Source organism: Paenibacillus sp. JT31N11 (assembly GCF_056269285.1).
The window spans coordinates 13596-35165 of sequence record NZ_JBWDNQ010000011.1; the positions used below are offsets into that span (position 1 = coordinate 13596).

20 protein-coding genes and 1 tRNA gene are annotated in these 21570 nt (G+C 50.7%); 18 read left to right on the forward strand and 3 right to left on the reverse strand.

From position 1 onward, the window contains the following. The first annotated feature begins 28 nt into the window (after positions 1 to 28). The 10 genes from hisJ (at position 29) to AC0YNV_RS28915 (ending at position 10624) form a co-directional block, all read left to right on the forward strand. Positions 29 to 835 (forward strand): histidinol-phosphatase HisJ, encoded by an 807-nt coding sequence (hisJ, locus tag AC0YNV_RS28870; protein ID WP_475771275.1) that lies wholly within the window; start codon positions 29 to 31, stop codon positions 833 to 835. 189 nt (positions 836 to 1024) lie between these two features. Continuing rightward, positions 1025 to 1975 carry a ribose-phosphate diphosphokinase gene (locus tag AC0YNV_RS28875; protein WP_210045088.1) on the forward strand — a complete coding sequence of 317 codons (951 nt, stop codon included), beginning with the start codon at positions 1025 to 1027 and terminating at the stop codon, positions 1973 to 1975. Between the two features lie 269 nt (positions 1976 to 2244). Next, positions 2245 to 3990 (forward strand): tetratricopeptide repeat protein, encoded by a 1746-nt coding sequence (locus tag AC0YNV_RS28880; protein ID WP_475771120.1) that lies wholly within the window; start codon positions 2245 to 2247, stop codon positions 3988 to 3990. A gap of 30 nt (positions 3991 to 4020) precedes the next feature. Further along, entirely contained in the window at positions 4021 to 4977 is a 957-nt protein-coding gene (trxB, locus tag AC0YNV_RS28885; RefSeq protein ID WP_210045086.1) for a thioredoxin-disulfide reductase, read from the forward strand. A 239-nt stretch (positions 4978 to 5216) separates the two neighbouring features. Beyond that, the gene (locus tag AC0YNV_RS28890; RefSeq protein ID WP_475771121.1) at positions 5217 to 6167 is read left to right on the forward strand and encodes an ROK family glucokinase; all 951 of its coding nucleotides are present in this window, start codon (positions 5217 to 5219) and stop codon (positions 6165 to 6167) included. Positions 6168 to 6424: 257 nt separating this feature from the next. After that, the gene (gene rapZ, locus AC0YNV_RS28895) at positions 6425 to 7312 is read left to right on the forward strand and encodes an RNase adapter RapZ (RefSeq protein ID WP_210045084.1); all 888 of its coding nucleotides are present in this window, start codon (positions 6425 to 6427) and stop codon (positions 7310 to 7312) included. Positions 7313 to 7320: 8 nt separating this feature from the next. Further along, the gene (locus AC0YNV_RS28900; RefSeq protein WP_210045083.1) at positions 7321 to 8307 is read left to right on the forward strand and encodes a gluconeogenesis factor YvcK family protein; all 987 of its coding nucleotides are present in this window, start codon (positions 7321 to 7323) and stop codon (positions 8305 to 8307) included. A gap of 7 nt (positions 8308 to 8314) precedes the next feature. Further along, positions 8315 to 9244 carry a DNA-binding protein WhiA gene (gene whiA, locus AC0YNV_RS28905; RefSeq protein WP_210045082.1) on the forward strand — a complete coding sequence of 310 codons (930 nt, stop codon included), beginning with the start codon at positions 8315 to 8317 and terminating at the stop codon, positions 9242 to 9244. Between the two features lie 103 nt (positions 9245 to 9347). Beyond that, positions 9348 to 9617, forward strand: coding sequence for an HPr family phosphocarrier protein (locus tag AC0YNV_RS28910; protein WP_188999798.1), 270 nt, complete (start codon positions 9348 to 9350; stop codon positions 9615 to 9617). 182 nt (positions 9618 to 9799) lie between these two features. Continuing rightward, a complete protein-coding gene (locus tag AC0YNV_RS28915; protein WP_475771122.1) occupies positions 9800 to 10624 on the forward strand; it encodes an SIMPL domain-containing protein in 825 nt (274 codons plus the stop codon). Positions 10625 to 10785: 161 nt separating this feature from the next. Here the strand turns inward: AC0YNV_RS28915 and sda are convergent, their stop codons facing one another. The 3 genes from sda to AC0YNV_RS28930 all read right to left on the reverse strand — a co-directional run bounded on the left by sda (position 10786) and on the right by AC0YNV_RS28930 (position 12207). Continuing rightward, positions 10786 to 11082, reverse strand: coding sequence for a sporulation histidine kinase inhibitor Sda (gene sda, locus AC0YNV_RS28920; protein ID WP_210045080.1), 297 nt, complete (start codon positions 11080 to 11082; stop codon positions 10786 to 10788). Positions 11083 to 11346: 264 nt separating this feature from the next. Further along, complete coding sequence (gene clpP / locus AC0YNV_RS28925) at positions 11347 to 11928, reverse strand: ATP-dependent Clp endopeptidase proteolytic subunit ClpP (RefSeq protein ID WP_210045110.1); 582 nt, start codon at positions 11926 to 11928, stop codon at positions 11347 to 11349. A 204-nt stretch (positions 11929 to 12132) separates the two neighbouring features. After that, positions 12133 to 12207 (reverse strand) — tRNA-Arg (locus tag AC0YNV_RS28930). A 232-nt stretch (positions 12208 to 12439) separates the two neighbouring features. Between AC0YNV_RS28930 and AC0YNV_RS28935 the strand changes: the two genes are divergently transcribed. The 8 genes from AC0YNV_RS28935 (at position 12440) to secG (ending at position 21565) form a co-directional block, all read left to right on the forward strand. Further along, the gene (locus AC0YNV_RS28935; RefSeq protein ID WP_475771123.1) at positions 12440 to 13477 is read left to right on the forward strand and encodes a sugar-binding transcriptional regulator; all 1038 of its coding nucleotides are present in this window, start codon (positions 12440 to 12442) and stop codon (positions 13475 to 13477) included. Between the two features lie 104 nt (positions 13478 to 13581). Beyond that, positions 13582 to 14586: a type I glyceraldehyde-3-phosphate dehydrogenase gene (gene gap, locus AC0YNV_RS28940; RefSeq protein ID WP_210045078.1), complete on the forward strand. Its 1005-nt coding sequence runs from the start codon at positions 13582 to 13584 to the stop codon at positions 14584 to 14586. A 465-nt stretch (positions 14587 to 15051) separates the two neighbouring features. After that, a complete protein-coding gene (locus AC0YNV_RS28945) occupies positions 15052 to 16233 on the forward strand; it encodes a phosphoglycerate kinase (protein ID WP_475771124.1) in 1182 nt (393 codons plus the stop codon). Positions 16234 to 16386: 153 nt separating this feature from the next. Further along, the gene (gene tpiA, locus AC0YNV_RS28950) at positions 16387 to 17139 is read left to right on the forward strand and encodes a triose-phosphate isomerase (protein ID WP_210045076.1); all 753 of its coding nucleotides are present in this window, start codon (positions 16387 to 16389) and stop codon (positions 17137 to 17139) included. 1 nt (position 17140) lies between these two features. Next, positions 17141 to 18679, forward strand: a complete 1539-nt coding sequence (gene gpmI / locus AC0YNV_RS28955) for a 2,3-bisphosphoglycerate-independent phosphoglycerate mutase (RefSeq protein WP_210045075.1) — start codon at positions 17141 to 17143, stop codon at positions 18677 to 18679. Between the two features lie 198 nt (positions 18680 to 18877). Continuing rightward, positions 18878 to 20173: a phosphopyruvate hydratase gene (gene eno, locus AC0YNV_RS28960; protein WP_210045074.1), complete on the forward strand. Its 1296-nt coding sequence runs from the start codon at positions 18878 to 18880 to the stop codon at positions 20171 to 20173. 257 nt (positions 20174 to 20430) lie between these two features. Next, entirely contained in the window at positions 20431 to 21195 is a 765-nt protein-coding gene (locus tag AC0YNV_RS28965) for a sugar phosphate isomerase/epimerase family protein (RefSeq protein ID WP_475771125.1), read from the forward strand. Between the two features lie 136 nt (positions 21196 to 21331). Beyond that, positions 21332 to 21565 carry a preprotein translocase subunit SecG gene (secG, locus tag AC0YNV_RS28970; RefSeq protein ID WP_210045072.1) on the forward strand — a complete coding sequence of 78 codons (234 nt, stop codon included), beginning with the start codon at positions 21332 to 21334 and terminating at the stop codon, positions 21563 to 21565. Positions 21566 to 21570 lie beyond the last annotated feature (5 nt).

The window sequence follows — 21570 nt, forward strand, 5'->3', positions numbered from 1 at the left end:
CAAGACTGAGAAGGCGGTGAACCTCTTTATACGGATTGACTACCATACCCACCATGAAAGATGCGGACATGCCGTCGGTACGCTGGAGGAATACGTGCGCAAGGGGATCGAGATCGGGCTGGACCAGCTTGGGCTTTCCGACCACATGCCGTTAATTCACGTCGACCCGGCGACCTATTTGCCGGAGATGGCGATGCCGATGGATGAGCTGCCGCGTTATGTGGAGGAATGCTTCGAGCTGAAATCCAAATATAAAGGTCAAATTGATCTTCGCATTGGCCTCGAAGGCGACTATATCGAAGGCTGGGAAGAACAGATTGAAGCCATAACGACTGCCTATCCATGGGATTATGTGATTGGCTCGGTCCACTTTCTGGGCACTTGGGATATTACCGATTTCCGCCAGACACAAGGCTGGGAAGGCCGTGACCGCCTTGCCGTATACGAGCAGTATTATGACGCAATCGGCAAAGCCGCGGCCTCCAAGTTGTATGACTATATCGGGCATATCGATGTTATCAAGCGCTTCGGCTATCAGCCGGATAGCAGTGTCACTCATCTTGAGGATGCTGCGTTGGAGGCCGTTAAGCGCTATGATGGCGCGCTTGAGCTGAATGCTTCTGGTCTTCGGACACCTGCTCAAGAGATGTTTCCGAGCCGCCGGATGCTTGAGCGGGCTCGCGATTTGGGGATCCCCATTACGCTTGGCTCCGATGCCCATCAACCGGAGCGGCTTGGCCAATATTTGGACGATGCGCGGGCGTTGTTGAAAGAGTGCGGGATTACGCAATTAGCGACCTTTGATGGCCGAACACGGCATATGATCCAAATATAAGAAATTAATATCTATAAGATCTGAGGGAAGAAACTAATCCGCCGCAACAAAACGGCGGGAAGTTTCTTCTTGTTTTTGAATTATTGCCGTTTCCATGTATAATGAAACTTGTCGAACTACAGAAACGTATGAATGAATGATGCATCAGGCAGATGCAAATTCAGTAGTTTAATCGCTCAGGAGGGTATCATGTTTAGCGACAAGCTGCGTATTTTCTCGGGTTCCTCGAACCCGAAGCTTACCGAACGGATCAGCGAGGAGCTCGGTCTGCACCTCGGTAAAGTCAAATTGTCCCGTTTCAAAAGCGGCGAGATCTATGTCCATTATGAAGAAACGATCCGCAATTGCGACGTCTTCATCGTGCAGTCTTTTTCTCATCCTATCAATGATCATTTTGTCGAATTGCTTGTCATGATCGATGCTGCCAAACGCGCTTCCGCGCGAACCGTCAATATCATCGTGCCTTATTACGGTTATGCGCGCCAGGAGCGGAAAGCCGCACCGCGTGAACCGATTTCGGCCAAAATGCTTGCGGATGTTTTGACGACCGTCGGGGCCAATCGCGTTATCACCATCGATCTGCATGCGCCGGCGATCCAGGGCTTCTTCAATATCCCGGTTGACCATCTGACTGCGCTTGACCTGATCAGTGACTATCTGAAGGGCAAGGATATCAAGAATCCGGTTGTCGTATCGCCTGATGCCGGACGGGCCTCCACCGCTGAGAAGCTGGCCAATTATCTGGATTCGCCTTTTGCGATTATGATCAAGAAACGTCCCACGCATAATGAATCCATCATTACCCATGTTATCGGGGATGTTGAAGGTCAGACGCCGATTATTATTGAGGATTTGATTGATACCGGAACGACGATCGTCAATGTTGTGGAAAGCCTCAAGGAACGCGGTGCAGAAGATGTGTACGTATGCGCTACGCATCCGTTGTTCTCGGGGCCAGCCCTCCAGAGATTGGATCATCCCAATATTAAAGAAGTCATCGTGACGGATTCCATCGCTCTGCCTGACAATCGCTCCGACCGGTTCACATTGCTGTCGGTTGCGCCAATGCTTGCAGAAGCAACCCGTATCATTACGCAGGGCGGCTCGATCAGCACCTTGTTCAAAAACGCGGGCGTGTAGCTTTTGGCAAACAGCGCTTTTTGCGGGATATATAGAAGAGCTCTTTCTTCTGGCTGATCGCGAATTGCTCTATATATGACTGCCTTATTCCGGCAGCACCTACCCCTGAATCGCGTGTGCTCCCCACTCCTATTAATCGCCTTTTTATTGGAAGCGGTTAGTCGTCAGTGCGGGCAGTCCGCGATTTTGCCACATTTCTTTCGTGTATGGATAGGCCGCGCTATGGTATAATCGTAGAAACTTTGAAGTACCGGGGAGGTGCCTTGCGGATGAAAGAAAAGAAACGTGCGGCCGTGAATAACAAAACGAAAGTTATACCGATTCAATGGGATGCTACGTTCTTCTTCGAGCGAGCTGTACGCTCGCTGGATCGATATCATTATGACAAGGCACTGAAGTATTTCCGGCGTGCGGTCGAATACGAACCGGATAATCCGGTTAACCATTGCAATATGGCTGGCATTTTGTCTGAAATGGGCAATTATGAAGGGTCTAACGATATCCTCCGTATGATCGTGGAGGAGATGGATCCCGAAATGACGGAATGCCATTTTTATATGGCGAATAATTTTGCCAATATGGAGATGTATGAAGCGGCAGAGGAAGCGCTGGTCCGTTATCTGGAAGAGGACGAGGAAGGACAGTTCCTCGAAGAATCCGAAGAGATGATGGAGCTGCTCCATTATGAGCTGGAGCGGCCCACCAAGCTTGCCTTTATCAAGGCGCGAGAGGGTGTCTATGAGCATGATCAGGCGCGCTCGCTGCTGGAGGAAGGCAAGTTTGTAGAAGCGGTAAGGCTGCTAGAGAGCATCGTGGAGAAGAACGCGAACTTTTTGGCCGCACGCAACAATCTGGCGTTGGCTTACTATTATATGGGGTTGTTCGACAAGGCGCTTGCGACGATCGGAGACGTTCTGGAAATTGAGCCGGGCAATCTGCATGCGCTGTGCAATCTGGCGATTTTTTATCAGCATTCCAACGATCAGGTTCAATTGAAGCCTCTCGTCGAGCTGCTGGGCAAGACGGTACCTTTTCATGAAGAGCATGTGTTTAAACTGGCGACAACGATGGGCATACTTGGCGAGCATGGGGAAGCCTATCGGCATTTCACGAGGCTGCTCAAGGACAGCTCGCTGCAATCGGATGCCTGCTTGTATCATTACACGGCTGTTGCCTCAAGCAATATAGGCAGATTCTCTGAGGCAGAGCGTTTGTGGCTGCAGGCTGGCAAGATGGATCCGACATCCAATGTTCCCGGCTATTATCTGGAGCAGCTTGCCAGTGTGCGTGCAGGGAAGCATCCTGCCCCCATCAGCTACCATTATCACCTGCCTTTCGAGGAGCAGTTCAAGCTCTGGGAGAAGTCAACCGACGCAATTCCTGATCATCTGAAGCGGGATCCGCTCGTACGGTCCTCATTCTTCTGGGCGCTGCGCCACGGTGATCGGCATACGAAGCTTCAAGTCATTCAGGCGCTTGGTTTAATTGCAGACAATGAGGTTAAAGATGCGCTGCGTGAATTTATAATAGAGCCGCAGGAAGAGGATTATCTGAAAAGAATCGCGATCTTTGTACTTCGGTCCATTGGCGTTCATGATTCCCTCCATGCGATACTGGAAGGGGAAGATACGGTTATTGAACACAGCCGCATGCCTTCCCGTCTTCCGGTCTGGGAGGATAAGTGGCAGGCTGTGCTTGAAGCTGCGCTTGTCCGTATGAAAAAGCACTATGATCTGGTGCAGCAGCATGATCTGCTGACACTCTGGATTGAATTTCTGTCACGCGTTTATCCGGACGTGCCCAAGCTCGGCAAGGTCGAGGGCTGGGCAGCCGCATTGGAATATTTAACTGCCAAAATGCACCGGCGGGCGATTTCGTACCATGAGGTTTCCCAGCGTTATGGAACGTCCATTGCGACCGTAAGCAAATGCGCCAAACGCATTGATGAAATATGCGGTATCAAGGAAAAAATGAAAATGATTTTTCCCGCTTTAACTGCAGATCACCAAGAATAAGAACATGCGAATGTGAAGGAGGAATTTTGTATGTATAAATCAATCATTATCGGAACAGGACCTGCCGGACTGACGGCAGCCATCTATCTGGCCCGCGCCAACATGAACCCTCTTGTCATTGAAGGGCCGGAGCCTGGCGGACAGCTGACAACCACCACAGATGTGGAGAACTTCCCCGGTTTCCCTGACGGAATCATGGGTCCGGACTTAATGGCCAATATGCGCAAGCAGGCAGAGCGATTCGGAGCGGAGTTCCGCACAGGCTGGGTAAACTCGGTTGATATGTCCAAACGTCCGTTCACGATCCAGGTTGAAGGTCAAGGCGAGCTGCAGGCTGAATCGCTTATTATCTCGACTGGAGCATCGGCCAAATATCTGGGTATTCCCAATGAACGGGAAAATGTCGGACGCGGTGTCAGCACCTGTGCCACCTGCGACGGATTTTTCTTCCGCGGCAAAAAAATAATCGTGGTCGGCGGCGGCGACTCCGCAATGGAGGAAGCGAGCTTCCTGACCAAATTCGCTTCCGAGGTCGTACTCGTTCACCGCCGTGAGGAAATGCGCGCATCCAAAATCATGCAGGACCGCGCTCGCGAGAACAGCAAAATCAAGTGGTCTCTGAACCGTACTCCTCTTGAGGTAGTGGCTGGCGAGCACAGCGTAACCGGCTTGAAAGTGCGCAACAACGAAACGGGCGCCGAAGAAATTATTGAAACGGATGGTATTTTTGTCGCTATCGGCCATACGCCGAACACCAAGTTTCTTGGGGGGCAATTGGAAACCGACGAAACCGGCTATCTGATTGTGAAGCCGGGAACCTCAGAGACCAATATACCGGGTATATTCGCTTGCGGTGATGTGCAGGATCATAAGTACCGCCAGGCGATTACAGCAGCAGGGAGCGGTTGTATGGCTGCTCTGGATTGCGAGAAATTCGTTGAGGGTCACGCTGTTCATGACTGGAGCGAAATCCTTAATCAGGATTAATCGACTCTGCAAAAAAAGTTCATCAGACAGATCCTGATGCAATATGATGATAAAAAGACGCTGTCCACCCAGCATGGACGGCGTCGCTTCATGTAAGGCTTCCGAGGTGCGTACCTCCGGCAAGCAGGGGGCTATCTTTAGGCTTTTCAACGTTTTCCAGATGCTTGACCAGTTGGTAACGTTCGCTTATAGTTGAACACAGAAGCCCCCCATCCCTATATTATTGAGGTGTCCTATTCATGTCTGAGAAGATTGTTATTGGCGTTGATATCGGCGGAACTACGATTAAATTAGGAATATGCAGTAGTGAAGGCGAGCTTCTCCATACGTATGAAGGGCCGACAGGTGTTGAGAACGGCTCGGATGTTGTATGTCAAAATATTGCGGATTACGCCCGTTTAATCGTAGAGCAATCCCCATTCAGCTGGGATCAGGTTGAAGGCGTTGGCGTTGGTATCGCCGGCTTCCTGGATATACCCAAAGGAATCGTGAAATTATCGGTAAATCTTTATTTTAATAATGTTCCACTGAAGGAAATCCTGGAAGAAAAGCTGCAAACCAAGGTTCTCGTTAATAATGATGCGAATGTTGCAGCGCTTGGCGAAGCTTGGGCCGGCGCAGGACGCGGGATATCCGATTGCGTATGTTACACGCTGGGAACCGGTGTTGGCGGCGGGGTCATCATTAACGGTAAAATCGTCGAAGGCTTCCGCGGAATGGCCGGGGAGCTTGGTCATATGTCCGTGGTGCCCGATCTGGAAGCCATTCAATGCAACTGCGGCAAAATGGGATGTCTGGAGACCGTATCCTCAGCAACTGGCATTATTCGAATGGCCAAGGATGCTGTAGAACGCGGAGATCGTACATCGTTATCCTTTGTACCGGACATTATGGCGAAGGATGTGCTGGATGCTGCGAAAGCAGGCGATGAAGTGGCGATCCGGATCGTTAATCGTGCCGCATTCTATTTAGGTAAATCCATGGCTGCCGTTGCAGTCATTCTGAATCCTCAGCGTTTCATTATAGGCGGCGGAGTGTCTAAAGCGGGCGAATTCCTGTTCGAACAGATTCGGGAAGTGTTCAGCAAATTGACACCGGAGATGGCCCAGGAGGGTGTCGAAATCCTGCCGGCTATCCTTGGCAACAATGCCGGAGTCGTAGGGGCTGCCGGTTTGATCATTCGTTCTTAAAAGCTTCCAAACTGACCGAATAAATATCGTGCCTGTTGTGTAATATGGGATTGAGTAGACGCACGTTAATATACCTGAACTTGGAGTTAAAGGTTGGCAGGGTTACTGACAACCGAATCGCAAAAAACTGCGATTAACGGTTGCAGTGGTACTGACAACCGAATCGCAAAAAACTGCGATTAGCGGTTGCAGTGATACTGACAACCGAATCGCAAAAAACTGCGATTAGCGGTTGCAGTGATTGGGAGGAATAAGCGATGGATGCGGGAACAGCGATGGCAAAGCTGGTCATCATCACGGGCATGTCCGGGGCCGGAAAGACGATTGCAGTGCAGAGCCTGGAGGATCTCGGCTATTTCTGTGTCGATAATTTGCCGCCGGTTCTGATTCCGAAGTTTGCTGAGTTAATTGAGCAATCTAATGGCAAAATAGGTAAAGTGGCGCTTGTTATCGACCTGCGGGGACGCGAGTTCTTTACGGCATTATCGGAATCACTCAGCTATGTGAAGGACCATTTTACAATCGGTTATGAAATTTTGTTCCTGGATGCTACCGATAGTGTGCTTGTACAGCGATATAAGGAAAGCCGGCGGCGCCATCCTCTCGCTCCGGAAGGCCTCCCGCTGGAAGGCATCAAGCTGGAGCGCAGAATGCTGGAGGATTTAAAGGGCTGGGCGACACAGGTCATTGATACGAGTAATCTGAAGCCGGCCCAGCTCAAGGAAAGAATCATGTCCCGGTTTGCTAATGCCGATCTGAGCATAATATCCATTAATATTACTTCATTCGGCTTCAAATACGGCATTCCGATTGATGCGGATTTGATCTTCGATGTCCGTTTCCTGCCGAATCCGCATTACGTGGAGCATCTGCGGCCCAACACGGGGCAGGATCCCGAGGTTTATGAATATGTCATGAAATGGCCGGAGACGCAGACCTTTCTTGCCAAGCTGCTGGATATGCTGCAGTTTCTGATTCCGCTTTACCGCAAAGAGGGCAAAAGTCAGGTTGTCATTGGGATCGGCTGTACAGGCGGCAAGCATCGTTCCGTGGCTCTTGCTGAATATTTGGGCCGTACGCTGGGCAGCAGCGATACAGAGCTCATTCGGGTCAGCCATCGGGATGCTGATCGTGATCGGCACTGAGGTGGGCCATGACTGAACAAGCCAACAAAAAACGACTGCCCCGTATCGTTGTTATCGGCGGCGGCACGGGACTATCTGTAATGCTGCGGGGACTCAAAGAGAAGCCGCTCGATATTACAGCTATCGTAACGGTTGCCGACGATGGCGGGAGTTCGGGCATTCTGCGCAGCGAGCTGCAAATGCCCCCGCCCGGCGATATCCGGAGTGTGCTTATTGCCTTGGCTGATGTGGAGCCGCTGCTGTCTGATTTGCTCAAATACCGCTTCAGCAATGGTACTGGCCTTGCCGGCCATAGTCTTGGCAATCTGATGCTGGCCGCGATGACCGACATCGCAGGTGACTTTGTATCCGCTGTTCGAGAACTGAGCCGGGTACTTGCGGTTCGCGGACGCGTTCTGCCGGCGGCCGGGCAGGCGATCGTGCTGCACGCGGAATTGGCGGACGGCACGATCGTGACCGGGGAGTCGAATATCCCTAAGGCGGGACAGCCAATCAAACGGGTGTTCATCGAGCCTGCTGATGTGGAGCCCCTGAAGGAAGCGGTTGAAGCGATTCAGGACGCCGATGCCATCCTGATCGGTCCGGGAAGCTTGTACACCAGCATTATCCCGAATCTGCTGGTTCCCAAGCTGGCACAGAGCATTATGGACTCGGACGCGATCAAAATGTTTGTATGCAATGTCATGACTCAGCCTGGAGAGACGGACGGTTACTCGGTCAGCGATCATTTGGCGGCCGTTCATGCCCATGTCGGGCATCATCTGTTTGACTATGTTATCGTGAATAATGGTGAAATCCCACCTCAGGTGCAGCTGAAATATGCGGAGCTTGGGGCCAAGGCCGTTCATTTGGATCTGGATGAAGTGAAACGCCGCGGGTATAAAGTCATCGCCGACCGGCTTGTGCTGTTTCGCACCTATTTGCGTCACGATGCAGTACAGTTAAGCCATCATATTTATCAGCTGGTGGAAAACTGGATGGAACGAAAGAGGTGAGAGAACGATGTCATTTGCGGCCCAAACGAAAAAAGAACTAACCCTTATAGAGTCGGAGCCCTGCTGTGAGCGAGCGGAATTGTCTGCCCTCATTCGGATGAACGGATCTGTGTCGGTATCCAGCCGCAAAGTCATTCTCGATATCTCTACCGAAAATGCAGCCATTGCCAGACGGATATATACCCTTATCAAAAAGCAGTTCGATGTCCATACAGAGCTGCTTGTCCGCAAGAAAATGAGGCTCAAGAAGAACAATGTGTATATTGTCCGCATACCGGCCAAGGTTCAGGAGATCCTGAGCGATTTGCGTATTGTTTCCGAAGGGTTTATGTTTAATCAGGGGATTGACAAGGAAATGCTCCGCAAGTCCTGCTGCAAGCGTTCCTACCTGCGAGGGGCTTTTCTGGCCGGAGGTTCTGTCAATAACCCGGAAGGTTCTTCATATCACCTGGAAATTGCCGTCATGTACGAGGAACACTGCAAGGCGCTGGTGGATCTGGCGAACAAGTTCGACTTGAACGCCCGCTGCATCGAGCGTAAAAAAGGGTTCATTTTCTACATGAAGGAAGGCGAGAAGATCATCGAGCTTCTGAACATCATTGGTGCCCATCAGGCGCTGTTCAAGTTCGAGGATGTCCGGATTATGCGCGATATGCGCAATTCGGTGAACCGTATTGTTAATTGCGAAACAGCGAATCTTAATAAAACGATCGGTGCTGCTGTCAGGCAAATTGACAATATTAAACTGCTCCAAAGGGAAATGGGCCTCGAGAATCTGCCCGAGAAGCTGCGGGAAGTGGCAGAGGTGCGCCTCATGCATCCGGATATCAATTTAAAGGAAGTCGGCGAGATCCTCAAAGGGAAGGTCAGCAAGTCAGGCGTGAACCATAGATTGAGAAAACTCGACGAACTTGCGGAAAAATTAAGGAACGGGTAGCATAAGGCTAGTTAAGTTGCAGCAAAAGTGGTATAATGGAGAATAAAATGACGTTTGCAATCTCAATCGCACGATTGAATTAAGTTTAGGGGGTAAGGTTTCCATGACAAGGCATCCGGTTGTCGTTCGACTGAAGACAGGTCTTCATGCAAGACCGGCCGCACTTTTTGTTCAGGAAGCGAACAAGTTTTCTTCCGAGGTGTTCGTCGAGAAAGACGAAAAAAAAGTGAACGCGAAATCGATTATGGGGATTATGAGTCTTGCGATCAGCTCGGGGACGGAAGTAACCATTAGCGCGGAAGGTTCGGATGCCGACCAAGCTGTAACCGCTTTAGTCAATTTGGTCAGCAAAGAAGAGCTGGAGAACCAATAAACAATAAGAAATGAACTGGTGCCTCCAGTTGAGGCAATAGAAGTTCTTTCGAAGCAGAGAAGTCCCAGGATGGGGCTTTTTTCTGTGTCAAAAAAGCTGTGGATACAGATAACTGCAACATCCCGGCCGACTATGACGTTATAGAAAATGTAACCAATTTTTATGCAAAGGGGATGATTGTAATGGTTGAGAAGAAGACCGAACAAACTCAGACCGGGACAGAAACGAATCAGATGGCAAAACCAAGAGGCCGCTCGAAGTGGGTATTAACGGCTGCGCTCGCTGTCGCTGTAGGAATTGGAGCTATCATCGGGGCAAACGGAGGCAAAGGCGACGTATATGCTGCCGGGGAGGCTGGAGAGGTGCAGAAGGGGATTATCACCGTTAGCGGGCAAGGCGAGCTGCAAGCGGCGCCAGATGTGGCTTACGTCAATGTAGGCGTGGAAACACGGGCAGCTACTGCCAAGGAAGCGCAGGCAAGCAATGCGACGAAGTTTGCCGCTCTTCAGAACGTTCTATTCGAAAAAAGCAAGTTGGCCGAGAAGGATGTAAAGACGACGAACTTTAATGTCCAGCCGCAGTATACGTATAACGAAAAAGACGGCACGAACAAAGTTACCGGTTATGTGGCTACCCACAGCATCCAAATCACTACAAGAGACTTGATTAATATCGGTCAACTGCTGGACAACCTTTCGGCTGCAGGCGCGAACCGGATGGATGGCGTGCAATTTGATACGGAGAAGCAGGATCAATACGAGCTTCAGGCATTGGAGAAGGCGATGGCCAACGCAAAGGCCAAAGCCGAGACATTAGCCAAAGCAGCAGGCAAACAATTGAAGGCGGCCGTTAATATATCACAATCCAGCTCAGGCAGCATTCCCGTGTACAACAAAGGCTTGATGTCCGCTGTTCCTCAGGCCGCGGCGGATAGTGCTTCCACATCGATACAGACCGGCGAAATTACGCTGTCTGCTAATGTACAGGTCTCTTACGAAATGGAATAACAATCGCACCATGGGCAGGGAGAAAAAGAAGCGGAGTGCTTGGATTTTCCAAGCGGCTCCGCTTTTTCTTTGTGGAACGGATAGAAAGCGTCGTGCCGCCATCCTAAAGGATAGCGGCACGACGCTGGGTTGAGAGCGTTATTCAGGCAGGACGAGCGAGCCTAATCAGACTCGGATAAACCACGCTGCTCGATGGCTTGCTCGATTAAAGAAATAAACTCTTCCGAGAGCCGCATCGCTTTGGCTTCTTGATAGACTTCGATCAAATGTACGTCGCTGAGCGGCCGTAAAAGAAGGGATTTATCCTGCATCGGCAAATAAGATTTGCGATTTTCATGTAGGGTAACAGATTGATCAAAGGAACGATCAAATGCTGGCGTGAAATGGTTGTAAATGTAACCAGGTTCACTGGGACGGATGAAATTTCGCACGCTTGCGAAAGGATTTGATAGTTTCATGCGTGTGCAACTCCGTTTGTTAGATTTCAATAACAGCCTAAGTGTCGGTGAATCTGGAATCATTTAGTACATATTAACATGAAAAATTAATGGAGTCGTTACCAATTCAACGCGCCGAATTTTTCTTGACATTGGTCAAATACTGTGATAATAACGCTATGCCTAAGGATAAAGAAAGAGTGCAGGTCCATTTTCTGGATCGGCACTCTTCTCTTTCGTTATATAAGGGAATAACCGGAATGGCGGTATCGGATTTAGGAAACCTTACAGCTTCTCAATAACTTTATCGACCAGACCGTAAGCCTGTGCATCTGCAGCAGACATGAAATAATCGCGATCGGTGTCGCGCTCGATTTTCTCAAGCGGCTGACCTGTACGCTCGGCCAGGATTTTGTTCAAGGTATCGCGCGTTTTCAAGATATGCTTGGCGCGGATCTCAATATCGCTCGCTTGTCCTTGCGCTCCGCCCAGCGGCTGGTGAATCATGACTTCACTGTTTGGCAGTGCATGTCTTTTGCCTTTTTCGCCGGCAGCAAGCAGGAAAGCGCCCATGGAAGCAGCCATACCAACACATATGGTGGATACGCTTGGTTTGATGAACTGCATGGTATCAAAGATAGCCAGACCTGCAGAGACCGAGCCGCCAGGACTATTGATGTAAAGCGAGATATCCTTCTCAGGATCATCCGCAGCCAGGAACAGCAGCTGTGCGATGATGGAATTAGCGACAATGTCATTCACAGGAGTGCCAAGGAAAATAATGCGGTCTTTCAGCAAGCGGGAGTATATATCGTAAGCGCGCTCGCCGCGGTTGCTCTGCTCAATAACCATAGGTACAAAGTTCATTTCCAAAGTAATTCCCTCCTAATAAGTGTTATGCGCTGCTCTTCTGCTGTATTAGCTTTTTCGCGGACACACGGCCCGTATCCAAAACATCGGCTTGTTAGATCAGCTTTATATCCACATCATAAACCATTGTTTTTTAAAAGTCAAAGATGGTCAAATTAGTGGTATTAAAAAACCGGCAGATGCCGGCAGATGTGTTTTTTATGGCGCGCCCGCGAGGAATCGAACCTCGATCTCAGGCTCCGGAGGCCTACGTCATATCCATTGGACCACGGGCGCAAATGTGATAGCGAAAATAAGTATATGTGATTGCTGGAAGAAAAGCAAGGGCTTATGCAAAGATAAATTTGTGTAAATCGTGACGGAAAGCGGTTTCTTCCGTTAAACCTGACTTGCCCCTCATAAATTTTTGGAGTACAATAACGGTGGGACTTAAAATGATCATGCGGGACGAAAAATGTCCACGAGAACCGGATAACGAATTCGGCGCAACTGGAGTTGATGTTGAAAGATGCAATCTCTCATCGAAATTCAGCAGCAGCTGCTGCCGGATCTGCTTGCCGTCATGAAAAAAAGATATCTGATTCTCAGGCAGGTGATGTTATCCGACATGATTGGGCGGCGGACGCTTGCCGCATCGCTGGATTTGTCGGAACGTGTGCTGAGGGCCGAGACGGACTTTCTGAAGGAGCAGGGACTGCTTCACGTCGAAACGGCAGGCATGCGCATCAGCGACTCCGGAAGACGGCTTCTGGAGGATATGGAGCCCTTCTATAAGGAGATGTTCGGCCTCACGGAGCTGGAGCAGCGGCTTCGCAAGTATTTTGGACTCAAGCATGTGTGGATTGTCCCGGGTGACTCGGATTCCTCTGTGCATACCAAGCGCGAGCTTGGGAAGGCCGGATGTGCCGCACTCCGCAAGATGATGAACAAGGACGATGTCGTCGCTGTAACCGGCGGTTCGACGCTCGCTTCGGTGGCCAATCAATTAACCACTCAGACACCTTTGAAGGGAAACTGGTTCGTACCAGCGCGCGGAGGATTGGGCGAGAGTCTGGATTATCAGGCGAACACGATTGCTTCCACAATGGCCAAGCGTACAGGAGCCCAGTACAGGCTGCTGCATGTACCCGATCATTTGGGCGAGGAAGCCTATCTGACACTCATGCAGGAACCGAATATTCGCGAGATTGTCGATGTGATCCGCAGCGCCCGCATTGTCATCCACGGCATCGGAGACGCTATGGTCATGGCACGGCGAAGACGGGTTAATGAGGAAGTTATTGCAGCCATGACTGCTGAAGGCGCGCTTGCCGAATCCTTTGGGTATTATTTTGACCGTGATGGCGCGGTTGTTCATAAGATGCCGACGGCGGGACTGCGCCTGGAGGATATTATGGAGACGGAAGTGGTAATAGCCATTGCAGGCGGAAGCAGCAAGGGCGAGGCTATCGCCGCTGTGATGCGATTCGGGCATGATGATATTCTCGTGACGGATGAAGCTGCAGCCCTGGTTATTGTAGCAATGCTTGATGAAGAACAGCAGTAAGCAAACACATATAAGCGAGATCTTGACGGTTGCAGGCGGCTGACCGGCTGCTGAAGCAGACGTCTTAAGATATAAATTAAAATCAAACCTAGGAGGAAACAACAATGGTAAATGTAGGTATTAACGGATTTGGTCGTATTGGTCGTAACGTTTTCCGCGCTGCTCTGAACAACCCGGAAATTCAAGTGGTGGCTGTGAACGATTTGACAGACACGAATACACTGGCTCATCTGCTTAAATATGACACGACTCATGGTACGCTTGACGCAAAAGTTGAAGCAAAAGAAGGCGCCCTGATCGTTAACGGACGCGAAATCAAAGTATTTGCAGAGCGCAACCCCGAGAACCTGCCGTGGGCTTCTGTAGGCGCTGAAATCGTTGTAGAATCCACAGGTATCTTCACAGCTAAGGAAAAAGCCGAGCTTCACCTTAAAGGCGGAGCGAAAAAGGTTATCATCTCGGCACCTGCTACGAACGAAGATATCACGATCGTTATGGGTGTTAACGAAGATAAATATGATCCTTCCGCACACACTGTTATCTCCAACGCTTCTTGTACAACGAACTGCCTGGCACCTTTTGCCAAGGTTATCAACGAAAAATTCGGAATCGTCAAAGGTATGATGACGACCGTTCACTCCTACACCAACGACCAATCCGTTCTGGATGTGCCGCATAAAGACCTGCGTCGCGCCCGCGCAGCCGCTGAGAACATCATTCCTTCATCCACCGGCGCTGCAAAAGCAATCTCCCTGGTTCTGCCTGAACTGAAAGGCAAACTGAACGGTATGTCTATGCGCGTTCCAACGCCAAACGTTTCCCTTACCGATCTGGTTGTTGAAGTAAAAAGCAATGTCACTGTTGAAGAAGTAAACAGTGCTCTTAAAGAAGCTTCCGAAGGACAACTGAAAGGCATCCTTAACTATTCCGAAGAGCCGCTTGTATCGAGCGACTACAACGGCGACCCTGCTTCTTCTACAATTGATGCATTGTCAACGATGGTTGTTGAAGGCAACATGGTCAAAATCATTTCCTGGTACGATAACGAGTGGGGCTACTCGAACCGTGTAGTTGACCTCGCTGCTTATATTGCGTCCAAAGGACTGTAATACAGGGCATCCCCCTAAATCCCCCTTGGAAAGGGGGACCCCAAGGGTTCCCCTCTGGACACCCCATATTCGCGAAGGAGTTGCCTGTGGCAGCTCCTTCGCGGCGGTTTACGGCTGGCCCGCTTTACGTCCATGGAACAACCCTGAACGGGTTGTTCCGGGACCCAGCTCTGCTGCGGCGCTCCTATGCGACTAGACTAAACCGAAAGATAGAGCTGCTTAACGCGAGTGCGCAGCAGCGTGAAAGATGTAAAATAAGTACGAAACATATTTGAGATAGATGTTCTTGCTCCCCCATTTTGGGGGAATAATAGAGATAGATAACCTGCGCTACTGTGTAAGTGAGGCATTTTTTGCGGGATGGATAGGGATTTGGAGAGCTTTGCATAGATTTAAGAACCTTTATCATGTTCTCTGAGCCTTGAAGACGGGGAAGATTTAAAGGTTACTTAGGAGGGTTACAGGATGAACAAAAAAAGTGTACGTGATGTTGAGGTAGCCGGCAAGCGCGTGTTTGTGCGCGTGGATTTCAATGTGCCCCTGGAAAACGGTGTAATCACGGACGACAAGCGCATTCGCGAAACGCTGCCGACAATCAACTATCTGATTGAAAATGGCGCAAAAATCATTCTGGCCAGTCATTTGGGCCGTCCGCAAGGACAAGTTGTGGAAGATCTGCGTTTGACGCCTGCGGCTGCTCGTCTCTCCGAGCTGCTTGGCAAGAAGGTACTTAAAGCCGATGAGGTTGTCGGCGATGCCGTGAAGGCTCAAATCAGCGGGCTGCAGGCCGGCGATGTGCTGCTGCTTGAGAATGTCCGCTTTGAAGCGGGCGAAGAGAAGAATGATCCGGCTCTTGCGAAAGCTCTTGCCGAATTGGCTGACCTGTTCGTCAACGACGCATTCGGCGCCGCTCACCGCGCCCATGCATCGACCGAAGGCATTGCTCATTTCCTGCCGGCCGTATCCGGTCTGCTGATGGAGAGAGAGCTTGATGTGCTCGGCAAGGCATTGCTGAACCCTGAGCGTCCGTTCACGGCAATTGTCGGCGGCTCGAAGGTTAAGGACAAAATCGACGTTATCAACAAAATGATCGAAATCGCAGATAATATCATTATCGGCGGCGGCTTGTCCTATACATTCTTCAAGGCGCAGGGCCATGAGATTGGTCAATCGCTGTGCGATGACTCCAAGCTTGAGCTTACGAAGGAATTTGTCGAGAAAGCGAAGAAGCTCGGCAAGCAGTTCCTGCTGCCGGTGGACATCGTGATCTCTGATGACTTCAGCGCAAGCGCAAATACCAATATCGTGGATATTGATGGCATTCCGGCAGATTGGGAAGGCATTGATATCGGACCGAAAACCCGCGAAATCTACGCGGATGTCATAAAAAACTCAAAGCTGGTCGTATGGAACGGACCGATGGGCGTATTTGAAATCGAGCCTTTCTCCCACGGTACCCAAGCCGTTGCCCTCGCTTGTGCGGAAACGTCTGCTTATACGGTCATTGGCGGCGGCGATTCCGCAGCTGCAGCAGAGAAATTCGGCCTCGCCGACAAAATGAACTTCATCTCCACCGGCGGCGGAGCATCGCTTGAATTCATGGAAGGCAAAGCGCTCCCGGGCGTTGTTGCATTGAACGATAAGTAGGTCTGGAAGGTTCTTTGGTTAAGATGCTTTGCGGATCAAGCATGGCTTGGCGCAGAGCCCGAATGTAACGCTTTGCGGAGCAAGCTTTGCTTCGCAAAGCCCAAGTAACGCTTTCGAAGCAGCTTTGCTTCGCAAAGCCTGAGGAGCTGACGTATGCGTAAACCGATTATTGCGGGCAACTGGAAAATGTTCAAAACGATTTCCGAAGCGGAATCCTTCTTCGCCGATGTGAAGGGCAAAGCCGAGATTGACGGCGTCGAAGCTGTTATCTGCGCGCCTTACCTGGCGCTTCCTGCACTTGTGGAAGCAGCGAAAGGGACAACGATTGCAATTGGCGCCCAAAATCTTCATTTTGAAGACAGCGGCGCGTTCACGGGTGAAATCAGCGGTGTGATGCTTAAGGATCTTGGCGTGCAATACGTCATTATCGGCCACTCCGAGCGCCGTGCTTATTTCCTGGAGACGGACGAGATCGTGAACAAGAAGGTACATGCCGCATTCAAGCACAGCCTCACTCCGATTGTATGTGTAGGCGAGAAGCTGGAAGAGCGCGAAGCGGGTCAAACCAAGGATGTTTGCAACCTGCAGACCGTTGCAGCTTTCCAGGGCCTTTCCGCAGAGCAGGCGGCTGAAGTCGTCATTGCCTACGAGCCGATCTGGGCTATCGGAACAGGCAAATCCTCCACTTCCGCAGACGCCGAAGACGTCATTGCCTTCATCCGCGGCGTGGTTGCCGGATTGTATGATGCTTCCGTCGCGGATGCTGTCCGCATCCAGTATGGCGGCAGTGTAAAACCAAACAATATCAGCGAGTATATGGCTGAACCGAACATAGACGGCGCGCTGGTAGGCGGTGCAAGCTTGGAGGCCGCTTCTTACATTCAACTCGTGGAAGGGGCGAAGTAAGATGGCTGCTCCAAAACCGGTCGCTCTTATTATTCTGGACGGCTTCGGCCTTCGCAATGATGTGACGGGCAACGCCGTCGCACAGGCGAATAAGCCGAATTACGACCGTTACTGGTCAAGCTTTCCGCATACAACGCTGACGGCCTGCGGTGAAGCAGTCGGTCTGCCCGAAGGTCAAATGGGCAATTCCGAGGTCGGCCACCTGAACATCGGCTCTGGCCGGATTGTGTATCAGGAGCTGACCCGTATTAGCAAATCGATCCGCGACGGCGACTTTTTCGACAATGAAACGCTGGTCGGAGCGGTTCGTTACGCCAAAGCGCATGGCAAGAAGCTTCATCTGTTCGGTCTTCTCTCCGACGGTGGCGTACACAGCCATATCCAGCACTTATTCGCGCTGCTTGATCTGGCTAAGAAGGAAGAATTCTTCGAGGTGTATATCCATGCGTTCCTGGACGGCCGGGATGTTGCGCCTGACAGCGCGTTTGGCTTCATGGAGCAGTTGATTGCCAAGATCGAACAGGTTGGCGTCGGCAAGATTGCAACGGTGCAAGGCCGCTACTATGCCATGGACCGCGACAAACGCTGGGAGCGTACAGAGAAGTCCTATCGTGCGATGGTATATGGCGAAGGGCCGCAGAGTACGGATCCCCTTCAGGCGATCAAGGGATCCTACGAGCAATCCGTAATGGACGAGTTCGTGCTTCCAACCGTAATTACAGAGGAGAATGGCGCTCCTGTCGGTCTTGTAGAAGATGAGGATGCAGTTGTGTTCTTCAACTTCCGTTCCGATCGTGCAATTCAATTATCGCAGGTTTTCACCAATAAAGAGTTCCATGGCTTCAAACGAGGCTCCAGGGAGCCACAAAAACTGCATTTCGTCTGTCTGACCAAGTTCAGCGACACGGTCGAAGGCTATATTGCCTTCACGACGAAGAATCTGGACAACACGCTTGGCGAGGTTTTGGTGCAGAACGGCAAGAAGCAGCTTCGTATTGCCGAGACAGAGAAGTACCCGCATGTGACTTTCTTCTTCAGCGGCGGACGCGATGTGGAGCTTCCCGGCGAAACGCGGATCCTGATCGGTTCGCCGAAGGTGGCGACCTACGATCTGAAGCCGGAAATGAGCGCATACGAGGTTGCGGAAGCGGCAGTTAAGGAAATTGAGGCAGGCAATCAGGATGCCATTATTCTTAATTTTGCAAATCCGGATATGGTCGGTCATTCCGGCATGCTGGAGCCGACGATCAAAGCCATTGAAGCGACCGACGAATGTCTGGGCAAGGTTGTAGAAGCGGTTCTGGCCCAGGGCGGCGTCTGCCTGATTACGGCGGATCACGGCAATGCTGATATGGTTATCGACGAGGATGGGCTTCCCTTTACCGCACACACGACCAATCCGGTTCCTTTTATCGTGACCAAACCGGGTGTTACGCTTCGCGGAGACGGTATTCTGGCGGATATCGCTCCAACCATTTTAAGCTTGATGGAGCTTTCCCAGCCTATCGAAATGACCGGGAAATCCATGATTCAGGAATAACGGATATGGTATAGTAAGAGAAGCTTTTTTTAAAATATAAGGAAAGTATAAAATTTCTCGATACTTTGCTTATATTTCTAAGGGAAGAAACTTGGCTAAGCCGCCAAAAGGACGGCGAAGCCGTTTCTTCTTGGCAGCAGCATGTGTTATAAATGAATGCGTTCGACCTATCCTAACTATTAAAGGAGTGTTTGGTACATGTCTATTATCACTGACGTATATGCTCGCGAAGTGCTTGATTCAAGGGGTAACCCGACTGTAGAAGTAGAAGTATCCCTGGAATCCGGCGGCAAAGGCAGCGCAATCGTTCCTTCCGGCGCTTCCACTGGCGCATACGAAGCGGTTGAGCTTCGTGACGGCGACAAAGGCCGTTACCTCGGTAAAGGCGTTCTGAAAGCCGTTGAGAACGTCAACACCATCATTGCACCGGAAATTATCGGACTGGACGCACTGGATCAAGTGCTGATCGACCGTAAAATGATCTCCCTGGACGGTACGCACAACAAGGGCAAACTCGGCGCTAACGCAATTCTCGCGGTTTCCATGGCCGTTGCCCGCGCAGCTGCTGACGCTCTGAACGTATCTCTGTACACGTACCTGGGCGGCTTCAACGCCAAGACGCTTCCGGTTCCGATGATGAACATCGTCAATGGCGGCGAGCATGCCGACAACAACATTGATGTTCAGGAATTTATGGTTCTGCCGGTTGGCGCAGAAAGCTTCAAAGAAGCGCTTCGCATTGGCGCTGAAATCTTCCACAACCTGAAATCGGTTCTGAAGGACAAAGGCCTGAACACCGCTGTCGGCGACGAAGGCGGCTTCGCTCCCAACCTCGGCTCCAATGAAGAAGCGATCACAACCATCATCTCGGCGATCGAGCGTGCCGGCTACAAGCCAGGCGTCGATGTATTCCTGGGTATGGACGTGGCTTCCACGGAATTCTTCAAAGACGGCAAATACCACCTCGAGGGCGAAGGAAGATCGTTTACGCCTGCTGAGTTTGTAGACCTGCTTGCTTCCTGGGCGGACAAGTATCCGATCCTTACGATCGAAGACGGCTGCTCCGAGGACGATTGGGAAGGCTGGCAGCTGCTTACCGAGAAATTGGGCGGCAAAGTACAGCTGGTCGGCGACGATCTGTTCGTAACGAACACCGAGCGTCTGTCCACGGGTATTGAGAAAGGCATCGGCAACTCGATCCTTGTGAAAGTGAACCAGATTGGTTCGCTTACCGAAACCTTCGACGCGATTGAAATGGCGAAACGCGCGGGTTACACGGCTGTTATCTCCCACCGTTCCGGCGAGTCCGAGGACAGCACGATCGCTGATATCGCGGTTGCCACAAATGCCGGTCAAATCAAAACAGGCGCTCCGTCCCGTACGGACCGCGTAGCGAAATACAACCAATTGCTTCGCATCGAGGACCAATTGGGTTCAACTGCGATCTATGCAGGCAAAAGCGCATTCTACAACTTGAAAAACTTCAAGAAGTAATCATCAATAAAGCCAAAATGGCAAAAGAATGTCCCAAAAGGCGCAGTAGTAACCTTCGGGAGGTTCGTTATAATAAGAGGAGAGATGGCGGGGCTTTGGACCGCCTGATCTCCTCTTTTTTGCTGGCAGGTGAAATTGGAGCAAAGCAAAAACGCATAACCTTCGATGGTATGTTGTTTGCGCTGCCAAAAGAAGCGTATGCTTTCCAGTGTTATATGTTATTTTGCTTCACAAAAAAATTGAACGAGGTGGATGATATGGCAAATCCGGTTGTTGGCTTACAGTTATATACGCTGCGTGATTTGACGGAAAAGGATTTTTTGGGAACGATCCGTAAGGTGGCCGATATGGGCTATAAGGCGGTTGAGTTTGCAGGTTATTTCAATACGCCGGCGAAAGAGCTGAAATCAGTCCTTGACGGCACAGGATTGGAAGCGCCTTCTGCACATGTGGGGCTGAACTTCTCCTCCCCGGACAAGATTCAGGAAGATCTGGCGAAGCAAATTGAATATGCTCAGGAAATCGGCCTCAAGTACATTGTAACGCCTTGGGCGCCGCTGCCGGAGAATCCGGCGGAGGAAGACGTGAACAGCCTCGCGGCGATTCTGGAGGCCGCAGGCAGACAGGTGAATGAGGCAGGTCTGAGATACGGTTATCACAACCATGCTTTTGAATTCAAGCTGGTGAATGGCCGGCCCCTGATTGACCTGCTGCTGGAGCGTGTGCCGGCTGAGTATTTGTTTGCCGAATTTGACCTGGGCTGGGTGCATATGGGCGGACAGAAGCCTATCGACTATGTGAACCGGTACGCCGGACGTGTTCCGCTCGCCCACTTCAAGGATTTCGGCGAGGGAACCCGCGATACGGAGGTCGGCAAAGGTGTGGTCGATCTGAAAAGCGTTCTTGGTGTAGCTGAGCAGGCCGGAATTGAATACTTTATTGTGGAGCAGGAAGAGTTCAATTCCTCGTCGCTTGAAAGCGCGAAGATCTGTCTGGAATTTTTCCGCGAGAACGGGTTTTAAATAAGGGCCATGCCCGTTGTCCGTCTTGTATTAAAATTTTTGCCGTGATATAATAAAAATGCTGTTTTACTGGTCTTGTCCTCGTGTAACGACAAGGCAGCGGCAAAATGATGCTCCTTGTCTGGGAGGTGGAACCATGGAAATTACATTTAGAATTTTGCTTGTTATTTTCGCAGTGGGCTTGATCTCTGTAGTTCTTCTGCAAAAAGGTAAAAGCGCAGGATTATCGGGTGCGATCTCTGGCGGTGCCGAGCATTTGTTCGGCAAGCAAAAGGCTCGCGGTCTGGATTTATTTTTGCAGCGCTTGACAATCGGCATTGCTGTCGGATTCTTTGTGCTTGCATTGGTTGTTGCTTACTTAGTCAAATAAGTTAA